The organism is Xanthomonas sp. NCPPB 3761 (assembly GCF_041475705.2).
GTDB lineage: Bacteria > Pseudomonadota > Gammaproteobacteria > Xanthomonadales > Xanthomonadaceae > Xanthomonas > Xanthomonas phaseoli.
Map to the genome: position 1 here is coordinate 2,650,779 of NZ_CM191262.1, position 17,641 is coordinate 2,668,419.

Annotated in this window: 16 protein-coding genes; 2 read left to right on the plus strand and 14 right to left on the minus strand. The window is 65.9% G+C overall.

Going from position 1 to position 17,641, the window contains the following annotated elements:
- Positions 1 to 291 precede the first annotated feature (291 nt).
- The 11 genes from ACCQ00_RS11565 to hisS form a co-directional block, all read right to left on the minus strand.
- On the minus strand, positions 292 to 1,878 hold the full coding sequence (locus ACCQ00_RS11565) for a calcineurin-like phosphoesterase C-terminal domain-containing protein (protein WP_039572505.1): 1,587 nt from the start codon (positions 1,876 to 1,878) through the stop codon (positions 292 to 294).
- 168 nt (positions 1,879 to 2,046) lie between these two features.
- Entirely contained in the window at positions 2,047 to 2,667 is a 621-nt protein-coding gene (gene hisIE / locus ACCQ00_RS11570; RefSeq protein ID WP_039572508.1) for a bifunctional phosphoribosyl-AMP cyclohydrolase/phosphoribosyl-ATP diphosphatase HisIE, read from the minus strand.
- The gene (gene hisF / locus ACCQ00_RS11575; protein WP_017155312.1) at positions 2,657 to 3,433 is read right to left on the minus strand and encodes an imidazole glycerol phosphate synthase subunit HisF; all 777 of its coding nucleotides are present in this window, start codon (positions 3,431 to 3,433) and stop codon (positions 2,657 to 2,659) included. The genes hisIE and hisF overlap by 11 nt, the downstream gene beginning before the upstream one ends.
- A complete protein-coding gene (hisA, locus tag ACCQ00_RS11580; RefSeq protein ID WP_039583526.1) occupies positions 3,427 to 4,161 on the minus strand; it encodes a 1-(5-phosphoribosyl)-5-[(5-phosphoribosylamino)methylideneamino]imidazole-4-carboxamide isomerase in 735 nt (244 codons plus the stop codon). Before hisA ends, hisF begins: the two co-directional genes overlap by 7 nt.
- Positions 4,158 to 4,760, minus strand: a complete 603-nt coding sequence (hisH, locus tag ACCQ00_RS11585) for an imidazole glycerol phosphate synthase subunit HisH (protein ID WP_007963930.1) — start codon at positions 4,758 to 4,760, stop codon at positions 4,158 to 4,160. The genes hisA and hisH overlap by 4 nt, the downstream gene beginning before the upstream one ends.
- Complete coding sequence (gene hisB / locus ACCQ00_RS11590) at positions 4,757 to 5,884, minus strand: bifunctional histidinol-phosphatase/imidazoleglycerol-phosphate dehydratase HisB (RefSeq protein ID WP_007963926.1); 1,128 nt, start codon at positions 5,882 to 5,884, stop codon at positions 4,757 to 4,759. The genes hisH and hisB overlap by 4 nt, the downstream gene beginning before the upstream one ends.
- Positions 5,881 to 6,972 (minus strand): histidinol-phosphate transaminase, encoded by a 1,092-nt coding sequence (gene hisC, locus ACCQ00_RS11595; RefSeq protein WP_372353932.1) that lies wholly within the window; start codon positions 6,970 to 6,972, stop codon positions 5,881 to 5,883. The genes hisB and hisC overlap by 4 nt, the downstream gene beginning before the upstream one ends.
- Positions 6,969 to 8,264, minus strand: coding sequence for a histidinol dehydrogenase (gene hisD, locus ACCQ00_RS11600; RefSeq protein ID WP_022559050.1), 1,296 nt, complete (start codon positions 8,262 to 8,264; stop codon positions 6,969 to 6,971). Before hisD ends, hisC begins: the two co-directional genes overlap by 4 nt.
- Positions 8,261 to 9,175 carry an ATP phosphoribosyltransferase gene (gene hisG / locus ACCQ00_RS11605; protein ID WP_022559049.1) on the minus strand — a complete coding sequence of 305 codons (915 nt, stop codon included), beginning with the start codon at positions 9,173 to 9,175 and terminating at the stop codon, positions 8,261 to 8,263. Before hisG ends, hisD begins: the two co-directional genes overlap by 4 nt.
- 9 nt (positions 9,176 to 9,184) lie before the next feature.
- Positions 9,185 to 9,508, minus strand: coding sequence for a YerC/YecD family TrpR-related protein (locus tag ACCQ00_RS11610; RefSeq protein WP_007963919.1), 324 nt, complete (start codon positions 9,506 to 9,508; stop codon positions 9,185 to 9,187).
- Positions 9,509 to 10,125: 617 nt separating this feature from the next.
- Positions 10,126 to 11,538 carry a histidine--tRNA ligase gene (gene hisS, locus ACCQ00_RS11615; protein WP_022559048.1) on the minus strand — a complete coding sequence of 471 codons (1,413 nt, stop codon included), beginning with the start codon at positions 11,536 to 11,538 and terminating at the stop codon, positions 10,126 to 10,128.
- Positions 11,539 to 11,741: 203 nt separating this feature from the next.
- Here hisS and ACCQ00_RS11620 point away from each other — a divergent pair, with 203 nt between their 5' ends.
- Positions 11,742 to 12,407: a Crp/Fnr family transcriptional regulator gene (locus ACCQ00_RS11620; RefSeq protein WP_172955836.1), complete on the plus strand. Its 666-nt coding sequence runs from the start codon at positions 11,742 to 11,744 to the stop codon at positions 12,405 to 12,407.
- A gap of 85 nt (positions 12,408 to 12,492) precedes the next feature.
- Here ACCQ00_RS11620 and ACCQ00_RS11625 read toward each other — a convergent pair whose 3' ends face one another.
- Both ACCQ00_RS11625 and thrC read right to left on the minus strand, forming a co-directional pair.
- On the minus strand, positions 12,493 to 13,236 hold the full coding sequence (locus ACCQ00_RS11625; RefSeq protein ID WP_372353933.1) for a murein L,D-transpeptidase catalytic domain family protein: 744 nt from the start codon (positions 13,234 to 13,236) through the stop codon (positions 12,493 to 12,495).
- Positions 13,237 to 13,336: 100 nt separating this feature from the next.
- Positions 13,337 to 14,647, minus strand: coding sequence for a threonine synthase (thrC, locus tag ACCQ00_RS11630; RefSeq protein WP_173644143.1), 1,311 nt, complete (start codon positions 14,645 to 14,647; stop codon positions 13,337 to 13,339).
- Between the two features lie 155 nt (positions 14,648 to 14,802).
- Between thrC and ACCQ00_RS11635 the strand changes: the two genes are divergently transcribed.
- Positions 14,803 to 15,117: an EthD family reductase gene (locus ACCQ00_RS11635; RefSeq protein WP_039572526.1), complete on the plus strand. Its 315-nt coding sequence runs from the start codon at positions 14,803 to 14,805 to the stop codon at positions 15,115 to 15,117.
- 745 nt (positions 15,118 to 15,862) lie between these two features.
- Here the strand turns inward: ACCQ00_RS11635 and ACCQ00_RS11640 are convergent.
- Positions 15,863 to 17,518 (minus strand): tannase/feruloyl esterase family alpha/beta hydrolase, encoded by a 1,656-nt coding sequence (locus tag ACCQ00_RS11640; RefSeq protein WP_039583530.1) that lies wholly within the window; start codon positions 17,516 to 17,518, stop codon positions 15,863 to 15,865.
- Positions 17,519 to 17,641: the final 123 nt, after the last annotated feature.

Sequence of the window (17,641 nt, forward strand, 5' to 3'; positions counted from 1 at the left end):
TTTGTGTTTTTGGCGATCAGGCCACTGCGCCGCAGCCGACGCATGCTTCAACGTCGCGATCTCGCACCCGCGCTTCTGTCTGCTGGCTATCACGACGAGCCGGCTCCCTATCGCTGCATCAAACGCCGCTACACACGGTCACAAGCAATCGTTTGGTGCAAGCCGGATTCCCCTGGCGCAAGGTGCTTCAGGGACTGGGTGATGTCAGGCATTGTGCGCACCCTCGCCCCATGGCGGCCCCTTCTCCCCGGTGGGAGAAGGGCGCTGGGCGAGGCGTGGCTGTGGCCCGGCTCACGGCTCAGCAGTTTGCAGGCGGTACACGGTGCTGGCGCTGTACTGCCCGGTGGGCAGGGTCGCGCGCACCTGGACGGTGTGTTCGCCCACCGCCAGCGTGGTCGGCAATGCGCCGCGCCACAGATGCGTGGACGGCGTAGCCTCTGGCGAGCGGTCGTAACCGCGTAGTGCGTCGGCCGCATCGTCGCGCACGTTCTCTGCCAGCACCCGCGGATCGCCACGCTCTACCCGCTTCATCGGCTGCCATGCGCCGTTATCGATGCGCATCTCGACCACGGTGTCGTCCTGGCCCATGAAAACATTGGCGTAGACGCCCCACGCCGCATACGCGCCCTTGCGCAGCACCTTGGGCGCGTGCAGCAACAATTGCGCATCGTCGGCCGAGCGCGCAGCGTGATAAGCCAGCGTGTAGTTGCCGCTGGGGGCAACCTGCAGCACCGCATAGCCATTGGGAGTGCCGTCGCTCATGGTCGCATCGGGAATGCCCTCGGCATCCTTGGCGCCCGACCAGAACGCACCGCAGGCCGCCCCCACATTGTATTCGTGCAGCGGGCGTGCGCCTTGCCAGCCTTCGTCGGCACCATGCTCCACCTGGCGCTGCGTGTGGCTATGGCCGCTGAGCACCAACACATGCGGAAATTCTTTCAGCAATGCGAACAGGCGGCGGCGATCGGCATGCCGGAAGGTGTCCTGCCCCGGCACTGCATCGAACAGGTGGATATGCATGCCCAGCACCAACAGCCGTTCGCGTGGCAGCTGCGCCAGGTAATTCTGCAGGAACGCAAATTGCTCTTCGCGCAGTCCACCGATATAGGCCTGCTTTCCGCCGGGCGTGTAGATCACATCGTCCAGGAACACGAAGCTGGCATTGGCCTCTTCCACCGCATAGGTGTCCGGACCGTAGACCGCGTGCCAAGTGTCCAGCGACTGCGCATCGTCGTGCGCGTCCAGGTTGAGATCGTGGTTGCCCGGCACATGGAACCACGGCACGCCCAGCTGCGTGGTGACCTTGTTCAAGGCCGGATACAGGCTTAGATCGTCGCTGACGATATCTCCCAGCGTGGTGCCCAGCCTGGCGGTGGTCTTGCCGATGATCGGCTCCACGATGTCGCGCTGGTAATAACCAACGTCGGCCAGGCTGGCGGTCTGGCTGTCGGCAAATACCAGCATCTGGAAGCCATCGGCCGCGGTGTCTGCGCGCGGCGTCAGCGCGAAATCCCAGTTGCGCGTGTTGCGGCCGGTCGCGGCGACGCCGCTGTAGCGATGCTTGGCAGAACCACGCGGTGCGTAGTGGCGCCAGAATGCGGGCAGGCCGTCGGCGGCGGGCAAAAAGCCGCGGTCGCCCGGCTTGATCACGAAGACCGTCTGCCCGTCGCGTACCGGCAGTCGGTAGCGGCCCTGCGCATCGGTACGCACGATCTGCTCGCCATTGGAAACCGACACGCCGGCCACGCCCGGCTCATCCGCGCTGCGGCCGGCACGCCCATCGCGTTCTTCGTACACGATGCCGTCGACCGTGGTCGCGCGCGCGTATGCGCTTGCCGTGAGCAAGCCCAGTGCCAACAAAGCGAAGCGACGATACATGCGTGTTCCCGCGCGAAGATCAGCGGAAATTGTACATGCCATCGCAAGACGCACGGCGCGTGTACGAAGGTAGCAAAACACGGCGACACATCCGTGGACACGTGCCTGGGTGCGACGGGGCATCCCAATAACGCCTGTCGCGCCCGGGTGCGCGCCTACGCGGCTACGTTATCGATGTCGCGACTCCAGCAACGCCACCGCATCGCCAAGGCCCAGCCCACGTGCGCGCAGCAGCACGATCAGGTGGTACAGCAGATCGGCAGATTCGCCGAGCAACGCGTCATCGTCCTGCACCACGCCGGCCAGCGCGGTTTCAACGCCTTCCTCGCCCACCTTCTGCGCAATGCGGCGGATGCCTTGTTCGAACAGCTTGGTGGTGTAGCTCCCTTGCGGGCGCTCACGCTCGCGCTCGGCCACCAGTGCATCCAGGCTGCCCAAGAACTGCCCAGGCGCACTCGGAAAACAGCTGGTGCGGCCCAGATGACAGGTCGGGCCATGCGGACGTGCCTGCACCAACAGGGTGTCGGCATCGCAATCAGTTTCGATCGAGACCACGCGCAACACGTTTCCCGAACTTTCGCCCTTGGTCCACAAGCGTTGCTTGCTGCGGCTGAAGAACGTGACTTCGCCGCGCTGCTGGGTCACGGCCAACGCTTGGGCATTCATGTAGCCCAGCATCAGCACGCGCAGGGTGTCGGCGTCCTGCACGATTGCCGGCAACAGACCATCGCCCTTGCTCCAATCCAGCGTTGCGAGCGTCTCGCCCGTCGCCACTTGGTTACTGCCCATCGCGTACCTCGATCTGTTGCGCGCGCAAGAATTGCTTGAGTTCCGGGATCGGAATTGCGCCGCTGTGAAACACGCTGGCGGCCAGTGCGCCATCCACATCGGCCTGGTCGAAGACGTCGGCAAAGTGCTGCATCTGGCCCGCACCGCCGGAAGCGATCAGGGGCACCCGGCACAATGCGCGCACCTGGCGCAGTTGGGCGATATCGTAGCCGCGGCGCACCCCATCGTTGTCCATGCAATTGAGCACGATCTCGCCTGCGCCCAAGCGCTGCGCTTCGGCCACCCAATCCAGCGTGCGCATTGGCAGCGCCTGGGTCTTGCTCGGGTCGCCGGTGTAGCGGCGCACGCGCCACTGCCCATCTTCCTCACGGATCGAATCGATGCCGACCACGACACACTGCACGCCGAAGGCATCGGCCAGTTCGGAGATCAGTTGCGGGCGACCTAACGCAGGCGAGTTGATCGATATCTTGTCGGCACCGGCGTGTAGCACCGCACGGGCCGTTTCCACATCGCCAATGCCTCCGGCAACGCAGAACGGAATATCGATCAATCGTGCCACCCGCTCGACCCAGGTGTAGTCGACCGAACGCCCTTCCGGGCTGGCACCGATGTCGTAGAACACCAGCTCATCGGCGCCCTGCGCGCGGTAGCGCAAGGCCAGTTCGACGATGTCGCCCATGTCGATGTGGTCGCGGAACTTGACGCCCTTGACCACGCGGCCATCGCGTACGTCCAGGCACGGAATGATGCGACGGCTCAGCATGCCAGTGCCTCGTCCAGATCCAGGTGGCCTTCCAGCAAGGCCTTGCCGAGCACGATGCCGGCGCAGCCTGCCGCCTTGGCCGCGGCGACATCGGCAAGATTGCGCGCGCCACCGGAGACCTGCACCTGCAGCTGCGGCGTCAGCGCGCGCAGATGCGCGTACAACGCCATGTTGGGGCCGGACAGCATGCCGTCGCGGGCGATGTCGGTGCATAGCAGATGCTGCAGCCCGGCTTGTGCGTAGCGCACGGCCAATTGGTCCAGCGTGGCGTCTGCCGTTTCGGTCCAGCCGTGCACCGGCAACTGCCAGATGCCCTCGGCGTCCTGGCGCGTGTCCAGCGCGATCGTCAGGCGATCGGCACCGAATTCCTGCAGCCAGCCAATCACCATCTCGCTATCGCGCACTGCCAACGAGCCGATCACCACGCGTGCGGCGCCTGCGTCGAGGATGCGCGCCACATCCTCGCGCGAGCGCACACCGCCGCCGGTCTGCACGCGCAAGCCGGTGGCTCGCGCAATCTCTCCGAGTGTGCTGGCCAAGGTGTAGCCGCCTGCTTTGGCAGCATCCAGATCGACAAGATGCATCCACTGCGCACCGGCAGCGGCGAATGCCTGCGCACGCGGCAGCACGTCGTCGCCGTACTGCGTTTCGCGCGCGTAATCGCCTTGCAGCAGGCGCACCACACGACCGTTGCGGATATCCAGCGCCGGGTAAACGGTAAAACTCATGGGAAGCTCATCTCAAGAAAATTGCGCAGGATGCGTGCACCGGTATCGGCCGAACGCTCAGGGTGGAATTGCGCGCCACAGCGCAGCCCGTTCTGCACGACGGCAGTGAACAATCCGCCGTGATCGCAGGCGGCAACGGTGTCGGCGGTCACCGGCGCCGCATAGCCGTGCACGAAATACGCACTGGCACGCTCGGGCAGACCGGCCAGCAACGCGGAATCGCGCATCGGCACCAGCTGATTCCAGCCCATATGCGGCACGCGAATGCCAAGTGCCGGCGTCATGTGCCGCACGATGCCCGGCAGCAGGCCCAGGCACTCGACATCGCCTTCTTCGGAATGTTCGAACAGCAACTGCATCCCTAAGCAGATGCCGATCAACGGCACCTGCAATTCCCGCAATGGCTCGACCAAGCCCTGCGCGCGCAGACGCGACATCGCCTCTGGCGCCGCCCCGACGCCGGGCAGGATCACCCGCTGCGCGCCCTGCAGGCCAGCCGCATCGCGCACCACGCGTGCGTCGACGCCCAAGCGCTCCAACGCATAGCGCACCGAGCCCAGGTTGGCGCCACCGGCGTCGATCAGCGCAACGTCGGTCATAGCGCGCCCTTGGTGGTCGGCAACGCAGTGCCCTCACGGCGAATCGCCTGGCGCAATGCACGCGCCAAGGCCTTGAAGCAGGCTTCCACCTTGTGGTGATCGTTCTCACCGCGCACGGTCAGATGCAGATTCAAGCCGGACGCATCGCAGATCGAGCGGAAGAAATGCGGCACCAGTTCGGTGGGCATGTCGCCGACGCGCTCGCGCTTGAACTCGCCGTCGAAGACGAAATACGGGCGGCCGCTGAAATCCAGCGCCGCACTGGCGATGGTTTCGTCCATCGGCAACGTGAAGCCATGTTGCGCAGTGTCGCCGGCAACTTGCCATGGGCTGCTTTCCGGATCGAAGCCGTAACGGCCGATGCCGCGCTTGTCGCCCAGCGCTTCACGCAGCGCCTGGCCCAGTGCAAGGCCGGTGTCTTCGATGGTGTGATGCTCATCGATATGCAGATCGCCTTCGGCGCGGATCTCCAGCGCAAAACCGCCGTGCTTGCCGATCTGTTCCAGCATGTGGTCGAAGAACGGCAGACCGGTGGCGGTTTTCGGCTCGGCCACACGGTCCAGATCCAGTTCCACGCGGATCTTGGTCTCCTTGGTGTTGCGCTGGACCACCGCGCGGCGCGGCGCATCGGCCAGCTCGTGGGCGATGCCTGGCCAGTCCCACTCGCCGCCGAACTCATCGGTGCGCAGCTGAAACCCGCGGATATTCAGGTTTTGCGCGAACTGGATGTCGGTGATGCGGTCGCCCACCATTGCCGAGCGTGCCCAGTCGATGCTGCGGTCCTGCAGATACGGCACCATCAGGCCGACACCTGGCTTGCGCGTGGGCGCATTGTCGGCAGGCCAGCTGCAATCGATCAGTACTTCGCGAAATACGATGCCCTGGCTGGCGAAGATCTGCAGCATCAGATTGTTCGGGCCGTCGAAGGACGCGCGTGGGTAGCTCTCGCTGCCCAGCCCATCCTGGTTGCTGACGATGACGAACTGATAGCCGGCATCGCGTAGCTTGAGCATCGCCGGAATCACATGATCGACAAAGCGCAATTTCTCGTAGGCGTCGATCTGGTAATCGGCCGGCTCGGTGATCAGCGTGCCGTCGCGGTCGACAAAAAGAATCGGGGTCATGCGGCGGCCTCCTGCGTGCGTTGCAGCGCGCTCAGCACGCGCTGGTTCTGTTCGTGCGTGCCCAGCGTGATCCGCAACGCGTCGGCCAGGCGCGGCACTGCGCGTTGATCGCGCACCACCACCCCGGCCTCCAGCAGCGCCTGGAATGCGCCTTCGGCGTCGTCGAAACGCACCAGCAGGAAGTTGCCTTGCGAGGGATAGACCTGACGCACGCCAGGCAGCTGCACCAACGCCTTGTGCACACGTTCGCGTTCGCTACGCACCTCGGCGATGCGGCGGCGTGTAACCTCCAGCGCTGGCGCAGACAAGGCCTGCTCGGCCATGGCTGCACATGGTGTGGGCACCGGATACGGCGCCTGGCAGCGGCGCAGCAAGGCGATCAGATCGGCATTGGCGATCAGCGTGCCGATACGCGCCGCCGCCAATGCATGCGCTTTGGAAAGCGTGCGCAACACGGCGAGATTGTCGTAACGCCCGAGCAGGCCGACCGCCGAAGGCACATCGGAAAATTCGCCGTAGGCCTCATCCACCACCACCAGCGCCTTGCATTGCAAAGCCTGCAGCGCTTGTTCGATTTCGTCCAGCGCAATGGCCGAACCAGCAGGATTGGACGGCGAACACAGGAACACCAACTTGGCGTTCGAAGACAATGCCGCTGCCACGATCGCCGGGATATCCGCATGGAAACCGTCGGGCCCGTCGACCAGCGGCACGTCCACCAGCGGCGCGTTCTGCAGCCGTGCGCACACGGCGTACATGCCGAACACCGGCGGCGTGACCAGCACCGCGTCGCGCTCTGGCACGCACAGGCCACGGACCAGCAAATCGATCGCCTCGTCGCTACCGCGACCGATCAACAGCTGCTCCGAGGCGCAACCGTACAGCGCCGCAAGCGCGCTGCGCAGGCCCTTGGGTTGCGGGTCGGGATAGCGCCGCGTGCTGGCAGCGGGATCGGCGGGATTGGCCCAGGCAGACTCGTTGGCGTTGAGCCACACATCGCCCTGCAACGCACTGGTGCGCGCCGACGAATAGCCCGCGAATGCACGCAGGTCTTCGCGCACCAGATCCAGAATCGACGACGTGCTCATGCTGCCGCTCCCATGCGTAGCGCCACCGCATTGGCATGGGCATCCAGCCCCTCGGCCCGCGCGAGGAGCAACGCGCATTCGCCGATGCCGTCGATGCCGGCCTTGCTGGCCGCCTGCACGCTGACCATGTTCTGGAAGCTGGCCACGCTCACGCCGCTGTAGGCGCGCGCCGCACCGCTGGTCGGCAATACATGATTGGTGCCGCTGCAGTAGTCGCCCAGCGCTTCGGGCGTGTAATCGCCGAGAAACACCGAACCGGCCGCTTCGACGTGCTCCAACCACGCGCGCGGTTCGCGCAGCGCAAGAATCAGATGCTCCGGCGCATAGCGATTACTGATCGCAAACGCCTCATCCAGCGTCTGCACCTTGATCAGCCGCGATTGCGCCAGCGCCTGGCGCGCAATGTCCGCGCGCGAGAGTTGCGCCAGCTGAACTTCCAGCTGCGCTTGCACCGCATCGATCAACGCGTCGCTGTCGGAGAGCAACAGCACCTGCGAATCGGGGCCGTGTTCGGCCTGCGACAACAGATCAGCAGCCACGAACGCCGGCTGCGCACCCGCATCGGCGATGACCAAGACTTCCGAGGGGCCGGCCGGCATGTCGATCGCCGCCGCACCGGACTGGGCCACCTGCTGCTTGGCTTCGGTGACATAGCTGTTGCCCGGGCCAAACAGCTTGTCGCAGCTGGGCAGCGATTCGGTGCCATACGCCATCGCCGCGATCGCCTGCGCACCGCCGAGCTTGAACACGCGGCGCACGCCGGTGAGTTGCGCGGCCACCAGCACCGCCGGGTCCACGCTGCCGTCCTTGCGCGGCGGCGTGCACAACACCACCTCGCGGCATCCGGCCAGACGCGCCGGCACGCCCAGCATCAAGGCCGTCGATGGCAGCGGCGCACTGCCTGCAGGCACATACAGGCCCACACGGCCGATCGGCCGCACGATCTTTTCGCACACTACCCCGGGCGCGGTTTCCACCGCATAGCCCTGGCTCATCCCGGCGCGGTGGAAGGTGTCGATGCGTGCGACCGCATCCTGCATTGCCTGGCGCAGCTCCGGTGGGACGGCCGCTTCGGCGGTGACGAATTCGGCTTCGCTCACTGCGAAGCTGTCCAGCGACACGCCATCGAAACGCGCGGTGATCTCGCGCAACGCCGCATCGCCGCGCGTGCGTACGTCGGCAATCAACGCGGCGACCGCATCGCGCGTTCGTGCGGCCACGGTCTGCACCGGGCGGGTCAATGCGTCGGTGCGTGCAGCACCGTCGAGTTGGGACCAATCGAGAATCTTCATGCCAGCGAGCGCTCCACCGTCAACACCATCAAGCCTTGCGCACCTGCGCGTTCGAGTTCTTCCAGGCGCTGCCAGGTCACCGCGCCGTGGCACATGGTCTGCAAGCGCAGCGCGCCGTTGCCGTCGTCGGGCAACTGCACCAGCGGATCGGCATCGGGCAGCAGGCGGCGCAGCGCATCCACGTTGCCGTGCTCGGCACGGAACATCAGCAGCTTGCTGTCGCGCAGCTTGAGTACGCCGTCCATGCGCCGCAGCAGCATTGCCAGAAGGCCGGCACGCGCATCGGCAGGTTCGCGCACCGCGCCGGCCAGCACCGCTTCGCTTTCCATCACCAGTTCGACCGGCTTGAGCTGGTTGGCGGCCAGGGTGGCGCCGCTGGAGACCAGATCGCAGATCAGATCGGCGGTGCCCAGGCGCGGGGCGATTTCCACCGAGCCGGACAACTCCACCACCGCCGCGTCGATGCCCTGCCGCCCCAGCCAATGGGCCAAAATCGCCGGGTAGCTGGTGGCGATACGCTTGCCCGCCAGTTGCGCCACGCCGTGCCAGTCCCATTCTTCCGGCACGGCGAGCATCAGGCGGCACTGGCCGAAGCCCACCCCACGTACCGCGTGGTAGGCGGCCGGCAAGCCATTGCGGCGGCGCTCGGCGGCCTGCTCTTCCAGCTCGTTCTGGCCGACGATGCCCAAGTCGCAGACGCCATCGGCGATCAAGCCGGGGATATCGTCGTCGCGTACCAGCAGCAGGTCCACCGGCAACGACTCGCCGTAGCAGAACAGCTTGTCGCGGCTCTGCCGCCAGCTCAGCCCGCAGGCGGCCAACAGGCTGCGCGCCGGCTCGGCCAGACGGCCGCTCTTCTGGATGGCGATACGCAACCGGTCACGTGCCGGCGCTGCCGTGGAAGCACTCATCTTGTTCTCTCAGTGGGAGTCGTCAGGGCGCGACGACTGCTCGCGCAGGGCCGCGGCATAGCCGCCGGCGCCGTGGTCCAGGGTGCGTGCAACGCGCCCGATGGTGGTCACGCTGACCTGGGTCAGCTCGTGGATTTCGCGATACGGCACGCCCTTGACCAGCAGCGGCACCACCCGCCAGCGGTCGGCCATGGCTTCCAGCTCGGCGGGCGTGCATAGGTCACGCAGAAACGCTTCGACGGCCCCAGGCTCGCGCAGGCATGCCAGTGCGTCGGCCAGCATCGTCAGCGAGGCGGCGACGTCGGTAGTTTCGGGGGCAGATCGTTGTTTCATTGCGTTAATGTAATAGCGTGTTAGTACATTAACGCAAACGACGGGACTTGTCACCTGTTCGAATGGTGTGGAGAGCGCTCGTTCGGGTGGCCCTCATCCGGCGTTTCGCGCCATCTCTCCGCAGGCGGACGAAGAAAAGCAGGCGGCTCCCTTCCGCCTGCGGGGAAGGTGCCCGAAGGGCGGATGGGGGCGGGATCTCGTACAGCAACACACCGCTTCATATGTGGATTGCGCGCCCTTCCATCGCAAAGCCAGCAACGAAGCCTTAGCCGAACGCTGCGCCACACTTCTCAACTGCGCTGCCGGGAAGCTCCGAAGCCACTCCTCCGGCGCTACGCGCCACCTTCTCCCGTTGACGGGAGAAGGACCAAGGGCTGGTCTGCGCACGTTGGGTTCTTCCGTCGCCGCCAGAGAGCCGCGAGCCATCAGCCCAGGCAGGCCCGCTCCGGTTTGTCGCAAGCGGCAACGTGGCGCAGAGGCACGATGTTCACCATTTCGGCACACATCCGATGCGCCGCCGCTCTTACATGGATGACACAAAGCATGCCCGCCGGACTCGCACGGCAAGCAACTGTAGCGCCCTTCAAATCAGGCAATCAGAAACGACCAGCTCCGCCTCACGGCATCGCCTTGGCCTGTTCCAGCTCAACCAGCAAAGTGCTGGCCAGCTCGTCGCGGGCGACATCGAATTGCTGCTCGCGGACCAGGTCCTTCACCGCCACCACGCCGCGTGCCAGTTCGTCGTCGCCGGCCAGCACCACGAAGCGGATGCCGGCACGAGCGGCATACTGGAACTGCTTGCCGACCTTCTTCGGCTCCATCTGCACCTCGGTGTTGATGCCACCGATGCGCAGCCGGCGCGCGATATCCAGCGCGTCGTCCAGGCGGGTCTCGTCCATCAGCGCCACCATCGCCTGCACGCTGCTTTCGGCGATGCCCTGGATCAGGCCGGCCTCGCGCAGCTGCCAGAACAGGCGGGTCAGGCCGATCGAAATGCCCACACCGGGCAATTTGGACTTGGTGTAGTGGCTGGCCAGGCTCTCGTAACGGCCGCCCGAACAGATCGAGCCGATCTGCGGGTGGTCGGTCAGCGTGGTTTCGTAGACGGTGCCGGTGTAGTAATCCAGCCCGCGCGCGATGGAGAAATTCAGGCAGTACGCGCTCTCCGGCACGCCCAGCGCCTTGACCAGCTCCAGCACTTCACGCAACTCGGCGATGCCCTCGCCCAGCGTCGCGCTGGTCCCGACCGAGCCTTCCAGCGCCTGCAATTGCGCCAGCGCATCGGCATGCCCTTCAGAGCGCACCGCTACGAAGGCGAGAATCCTGGCCACCTGCTCGGCAGGAATGCCGAAGCCCTCGCCCACCAGCGTGTCGTGCACGTAATCGGCGCCACGCTTGTCGATCTTGTCGACCTCGCGCAGCACCGCCAGCTGCAACTCGCCTTCGGCCACGCCCAGGCTTTCGAAGAAGCCGCGCAGCAGCTTGCGATTGTTCAACTGCACCTTGAAGTCGCCGATGCCCAGCTCGGCAAACACCGCATGGATGACTGCCAGCACTTCGGCGTCGTAGCGGATGCTCAACGCATCCTTGCCGATGACGTCGATGTCGCACTGGTAGAACTCGCGGAATCGCCCACGCTGCGCACGCTCGCCGCGATACACGCGCTGCATCTGGTAGCGACGGAACGGGAAGCTCAAGTCATGCTCGTGCTCGGCGACGTAGCGTGCCAGCGGCACGGTCAGGTCGAAGCGCAGCGCAAGCTCCGGCAAGCCGCCGTTCTCGGCGCCCTCATCGGCCGCAGCGGCGGCATTGGCCAGCGCGCCGGTGGACTGCACGAAATACACCTGGCGCTCGGTCTCGCCGCCGGATTTGGTCAGCAGCACATCGGAGAGCTCGAACACCGGGGTCTCGACCGGCAGGAACCCGAACCGCTCGTAGTTGCGGCGGATGACGTCCAGCATGCGCTGGAACGCGATCTGCTCGCGCGGCAGCAATTCCATGATGCCGGGCGGCGTACGGGGCTTGATCACGAGCGAAACTCCTGCAGGACAATGTGGCGAACGCACAATTCTAACGGCTGGGCGGCCACGCTGACCGCATGGCGTATCATTCAATGCGTCCCAGCAGTGCGTGGCCCATGTACCGGCAGCTCTCCGACCCCAGCGCGACCTGCCCGGCGCCCAGCGCGGCATCCGCCAGCGGAACGCCCAACTCAGATTGCGCCCTTTGCACCGTGCGCGGCCGGGCCATTTGTGCGGCGCTCTCGGCGCAGGAAATGGACGCGCTGGACCAGGTCACCCACGCGGCGGCCTACGCGCCCGGCAGCACCCTGGTGCGTGCGGGCGAGACCCGGCACAACGTCTATACCGTGACCTCCGGCGCGTTGCGCATGGTGCGCACGCTGGCCGACGGACGCCGCCAGATCACCGGCTTCGTGCTGCCCGGCGACTACGTCGGGCTCACCGAAACCGCGCAGCACCGCCACGATATCGAAGCCATCGTCGACAGCCGGGTGTGCCGCACGCCGATGGCGCAAATGCGCCAGCTACGCGAGCGCTACCCACAGCTGGAACGCAAGCTGCTGCAACGCGCCAGCATGGAGCTCGCCGCCGCGCAGGACACCGGCCTGTTGCTGGCGCGCCTGCACCCCAGCGAACGGCTGGCGCATTTCCTGCTACGGCTGGCCGCCCGCTCCACCCAACCCGGCGCCAGCGGCGACACGGTGGCGCTGCCGATGAGCCGCAGCGACATCGCCGACCACTTGGGGCTGACCGTGGAAACGGTGAGCCGCACCTTCACCAAACTGCGGCAGCAGCAATTGATCGCGCTGCCGCAACTGCATCTGGTGCAGATCCTGGATTACGCCGCACTGCGCCGTCTGGCCGGCGATACGGTGTGAGGATTGGCGGCTGATTGATGGATTTCATTGATGCGTCGGTGCGTGCTTGTCGAAGCAGTCGGTCGGGTCGGTGACGCGCAATCGCTCAGCGCCCGGCCACTGAACGCGCTGCCGCACCGCTACAGCCACCGCTCAGCAGCCGCGATTGGCGCAGCCAGGCGCGATCCGGGTAGTAGGCGAACACGAACGCACCGTCGCGCAAGGTATCGATCAACTGCTTGGCCACCGCTGGCCGCACCGCCGGGCAGCCCAGGCTGCGGCCGAGCCGGCCCTGGGTGCGGATGATGGCTTCGCTGACATAGGGTGCGCCGTGGATCACGATGGCACGGTCGCGCGCGTGGTCGTTGAAACCGGGCTCCAGACCCTTGAGCCGCAACGAGTAACCGTTGTGCCCGGTGTACGACTCCTGCGCGGTGAATGCGCCCAGGCTGGACTGGAAGCTGCCGTCGTTATTGGAGAACTTCGCCGCCAGGTTCTCGCCGGTATTGCGCCCGTGCGCGACCCATTCGCGAAACAACAGGCGTTGCTTGTCCAGATCGAATACCCAGAGCCGGCGCTCGGTCGAGGGGCGGCTGTAGTCGATGACGCTGAGCACCCGTTCGGCACCCACCTGCTGGCGCTGTCGCGCGCATTGCAGTGCCTCGGTGGCCAGGGCCAGCACCTGGCGGTCCAGCGACGGCGCCTGGCGCGCCAGCGCCTCGACCAGACCCACACGCGGGGCGCCCAGCGGCGGCACCGGTGACGCAGACAATGCCTCGGCCGCATTGGCCGCACCGGCCGCTGCCCACCCGCACAAGACGGCGGCAACGGCGATCATTCGATCAGACATGCAACAACCCACAGCGGACGCGGCGCCACAGCGGGGCCGCACCCCCTAGAAATAGCCGCATATGGGCCACTTTCCAACCCCGGTGGCTGAACGCGTTGGGTCAGGCGGCATCGGCAAGCAAGCGCTGCCGAAGGGCGGCGTAGTCCGCCGCCAGTGCTTCGGCCTGCGCTGGGCGCTGCAGCAGTGCAGCCAGTGCCGGCGGAACCTCTACGGCACGGCCAATCAGCGGCTCCACCACGCCCTCGAACTTGGCCGGATGCGCGGTGGCCGCTACCGCCCAGTCGCCAGTGCCGCCCTCCGCGCCTTCTGCACGCAGTTGTTCGAGCACATGCACCGCGGTGGCGGTATGCGGGCAATGCACCTCGCCGTAGCGCGCGAAGCGCTGCTGCACGGTGTGGCGAATCGCCGCATCGTCCACGGACAAGGCCCGGAATTCCTCACGCAAGGCGGCGTCGTCGCCGTTGTAGAGCCAGCGCAGCCGTTCGAAATTGCTCGGCGCCCCCACGTCCATCGCATTGGCCAGCGTGGCCACGCTGGGCTGCGGTACGTAGGCATCGCCCGCGAAATAGTCCGGCAACACATGATTGGCGTTGGACGCCAGCGCGATGCGGCCCAACGGCACCCCGAGCGCGCGCGCGATGATCGCCGCCAGGGCATTGCCCAGGTTACCGGTGGGCACCACCAGATTGAGCACGCTACCCGACGCTGCATGGTGCTCCAGCGCGGCATGCGCGTAGTAACTCATCTGCGGCAGCAGCCGGCCCAGACTGATGCTGTTGGCCGAACTCAGCGGCACCTGCGTCTGCAACGCGGCATCGTTCAAGGCCTGCTTGACCATTGCCTGGCAGTCGTCGAACGAGCCGGCCACGCGCAGGGCCTGGATGTTGTCGCCGAAACACCCCAACTGATGCGCCTGCCGCGGCGACACGCGGCTGTCCGGATACAGCACCACCACGCGCAGGCCGGGCTGGCGATGGAACGCGGCGGCCACGGCGGCGCCGGTGTCGCCGGAGGTGGCGACCAGGATGGTGAGCGGGCGGTCTTCAGCACGGCGCAAGCGGGTCAGGCAGGTAGCCAGGAAGCGCGCACCGAAATCCTTGAACGCGGCCGTGGGGCCATGAAACAGCTCCAGCGCGTAATCGCCCGGCGTACCCAGCGCCACCAACGGCGCCGGGAAATCGAAGGCTTCGGCACAGATGGCAGGCAGTTCGGCCGCCAGTGCGTCGCCCTCGAAAAATGGCTGCAACAGCGCAGTGGCGGTGTCGGCCAGGCCGGCGCCCGCAACCAGCGTACGGGCAGGTGGCAGGGTCTGCGGCACGTAGAGGCCGCCATCGGGCGCCAGCCCGGCGGCAATGGCCTGGCTCAGGCTTGCAGCGGGGGCACCGCCACGGGTGGAGATAAACATCAGCATGACTCCAGATAAAGCGAAGGCTGGGCGGCACCCATGACAAGGGGTGCCGCGTGTGAGGTAGCCGGGCGTCGCGTTGCACCGGCGTTCGGCCGAAGGGTTGCGTACGGTCGATGGCGCGGGGCTATGCTGCGCGCACCCTTCCGTGGAGTCGGCAGATGATCAAGGTCAGTGTGATGTACCCGTACCGCGACGGCGCCCGCTTCGATCACGCCTACTACCGCGACCAGCACATGCCGCTGGTGAGCGCGCGCATGGGCGCGGCCTGTTTGAAATACACCGTGGACAAGGGCATCAGCGGCGGGGAGGCCGGCAGCCCGCCGGCGTTCATCGGCATGTGCCACATCTTTTGCGGGTCGGTGGAGACCTTCAACGCCGGCTTCGGGCCGCATGCGGCCGAGATCCTGGGCGACATCGCCAACTACACCGACCTGACCCCGGTAATGCAGATCAGCGAGGTCATGGTGGGCTGAGCCGCGCGGCGCGTGCAGTGCAACATGCCGTGCATCGCACGGCCCTGCGCCCACACCACGTCGCAGGCGCCGTGCCGCGGCAGCGCACTGTCGAGCAACTACACCCGACGCGCAGCGACCGGATGGCATCACGCCGAAATCGCATGCACGACGAGGCGACCCGTACAGCCCGGATGACGCCACTGTGCTCGGTGCGTCGTCGATCCAGGACGACAATGACTCGATCCACACATCACTTGTTCTGACTCATCTTCTCTAAGGGCTGGCACGGCTCGACTCAGCGAGCGCAGCAGCCGGTCCGGCATGCGCCGCGCGCCCAATCCACCGACGCCGGCCATCGGGATCCGTCCGCCGCCAAGCGCATCTTCGCAGCGGCGCCATCCGCGCGCGTTCGACCACGAACGTTACCAGATGACGAGCGCATACGCGCCGTGCTTGCGACGCATCGCTTCGCGATGAGACGCGCATCGGCATCTGGCGCCAGCGAGCGAACGATCCGCTGCGGCCAGGCCCTTCTGAACTTCCTGCGCGCCTGATCCGCCTGCGCAGTCACACAACCAGCGCGAGCTACCGCTGCAGTACGGCAGCTCGACGCCGGCAAGACAGCAGGAGTGGGGACGCCAACACAGGCCAATGCGCACCCTAACCAGTGCGGACTTTCTGCCTGCACGTCTGATCGACGTGCTCGCCCACGCGCATGCTCGACCATGCGCGCGCTATGGAAGCGACGAACAGATCGGTCTGCTCAGCGCGACAGTCCAGCCTCCGCACTGTCAGGGTACGCGCCGCGGGGACCATCGAGACAGACGAAGTTCTGCTCCTGGTTGGAATCGCCCTGGCCGGTCCACTGCGCCGATTGCGGATAGCTGCACAGCGGGCGCGTACGCAACACGCCTTGGGTTTGGTCGTCGTTGATGTATTTGGCGGCGATGATGCGATTGGGCGCGACGCCCTGCTCGACCCAGGCTTCCATCGCCGACAACACATCGTGCTGGCGATCGACCGCCAACCCGGGTGCGCCATACAGCGCGCCAAACGCTGTCGCGCCCGGGCCACCGGTGAAATGGCCCATCCCGGGCACCATGAACAGGCGGAAGAACTGCTGCGTCTGCTGCAATGCCTGGTCGTCGCTGATTGCAGATGCGCTGTCCGCACGCAGCTTTGCAACGACCGATTCGTAATAGGCGATCATTCCGCGCGGCGGCACCACGGGATCTTCCCAGCCGATATACAGCAGAAGCTTGCCGTTGCGCGCACGGAACCGGCTCAGATCCGGCGAGGTCGCGTTGATCACGTGGGCCAGCCGCTGACCGGCGATGGAGGTACGGTTGGTGAGGGCGACATCGCTGTCGAAGTTGACCTTGGTATGGTCGAACGAGGCGCTAGCGGTGTTGAACACCATGTTGGCGAAGAACTGATTGGCCAGCAGCGCATGCCCACCGCCCGGTATCGTGGCGTTGCCGGTGACCCAACGGTCCCAGAAGGTCGGCAGGGCGACGGCGAATGGCTCGAACCCATAGTAAATGCGCTGTCCGGTCCGCGGATTGACCGGACCGCCCAGAATCGAATCCAGTGCCATGATCTGGTCTGCAGTCAGGCAACTGTCGGTTTCGGCGGCAGCGCACAGCAGCACGCTGGGATCGAAGTGGCACAGGCGCGGATCGTTGACCACCCCGTCTGCGGTCAGATCCTTGGCATCGCATTGGGCAAGTGCCGCGGCCTGGATCGCCGGCAGCTTGGCCATCGTGATGGTGGCCGCCGGATTGCCGAACTCGGCATCTTCGGACCACAGCCAGGAAAATGCGTTGTGGGTCCAGTCGGCGGACGGCGCATCGGCAATCACGCCATCGAACGCATTCGGATAGCGCTGCACGGCCATCAGCGCATCGCGGCCACCGTTGGAGGAGCCAAAAAAGTAGGAATAGCGCGGTGCGCTCTGCGTATACGCAGACACGATCTGCTTGCTGTCGACGGCCGTCTTGATCAGCGCACGGTATCCCCAGTCGATGATTTTCTGGGGGTGGTTGAGCGCGAAACTTGCATCGCCGACGGTCGCACGATGACCGCCATCGGTGGTGGCGGTGGCGTAGCCACGGCGCAAGGCGAAACCTAGCGAGTTGTACTGGATCGTGCCGGCAAACACCACCGTACCGACCTGCAGATATTTTGCGTTCCAGCCGGAAGAAGGGATCCAGACTTCGAAACCGATCTCCGAATCGCTGTTTGGCCGCGCAACGCCGACCACGCGGCAGAACGCCGGCAATCCTTTGAGAACGGTGCCATCGGGCGCGGTGAAATTGCCTGCAGGCACATCGTCGGCCGTGCTGATCGTCGTCGACGGCACCGACAATTTCAGCAGATCCGCGCAGGAAGCAAACGCCGATGTCGCCGCGAAGTACAAACCGGTTGCAACCACCACTGGGCCGAGCACCCTCGGCCAGTCCAATCGAGCCATGAACAATTCCTCGTCAGGTCAGAAGCGGATTTACCGTCTCGACCGGGCGGTCGGGACACCGAACACTCC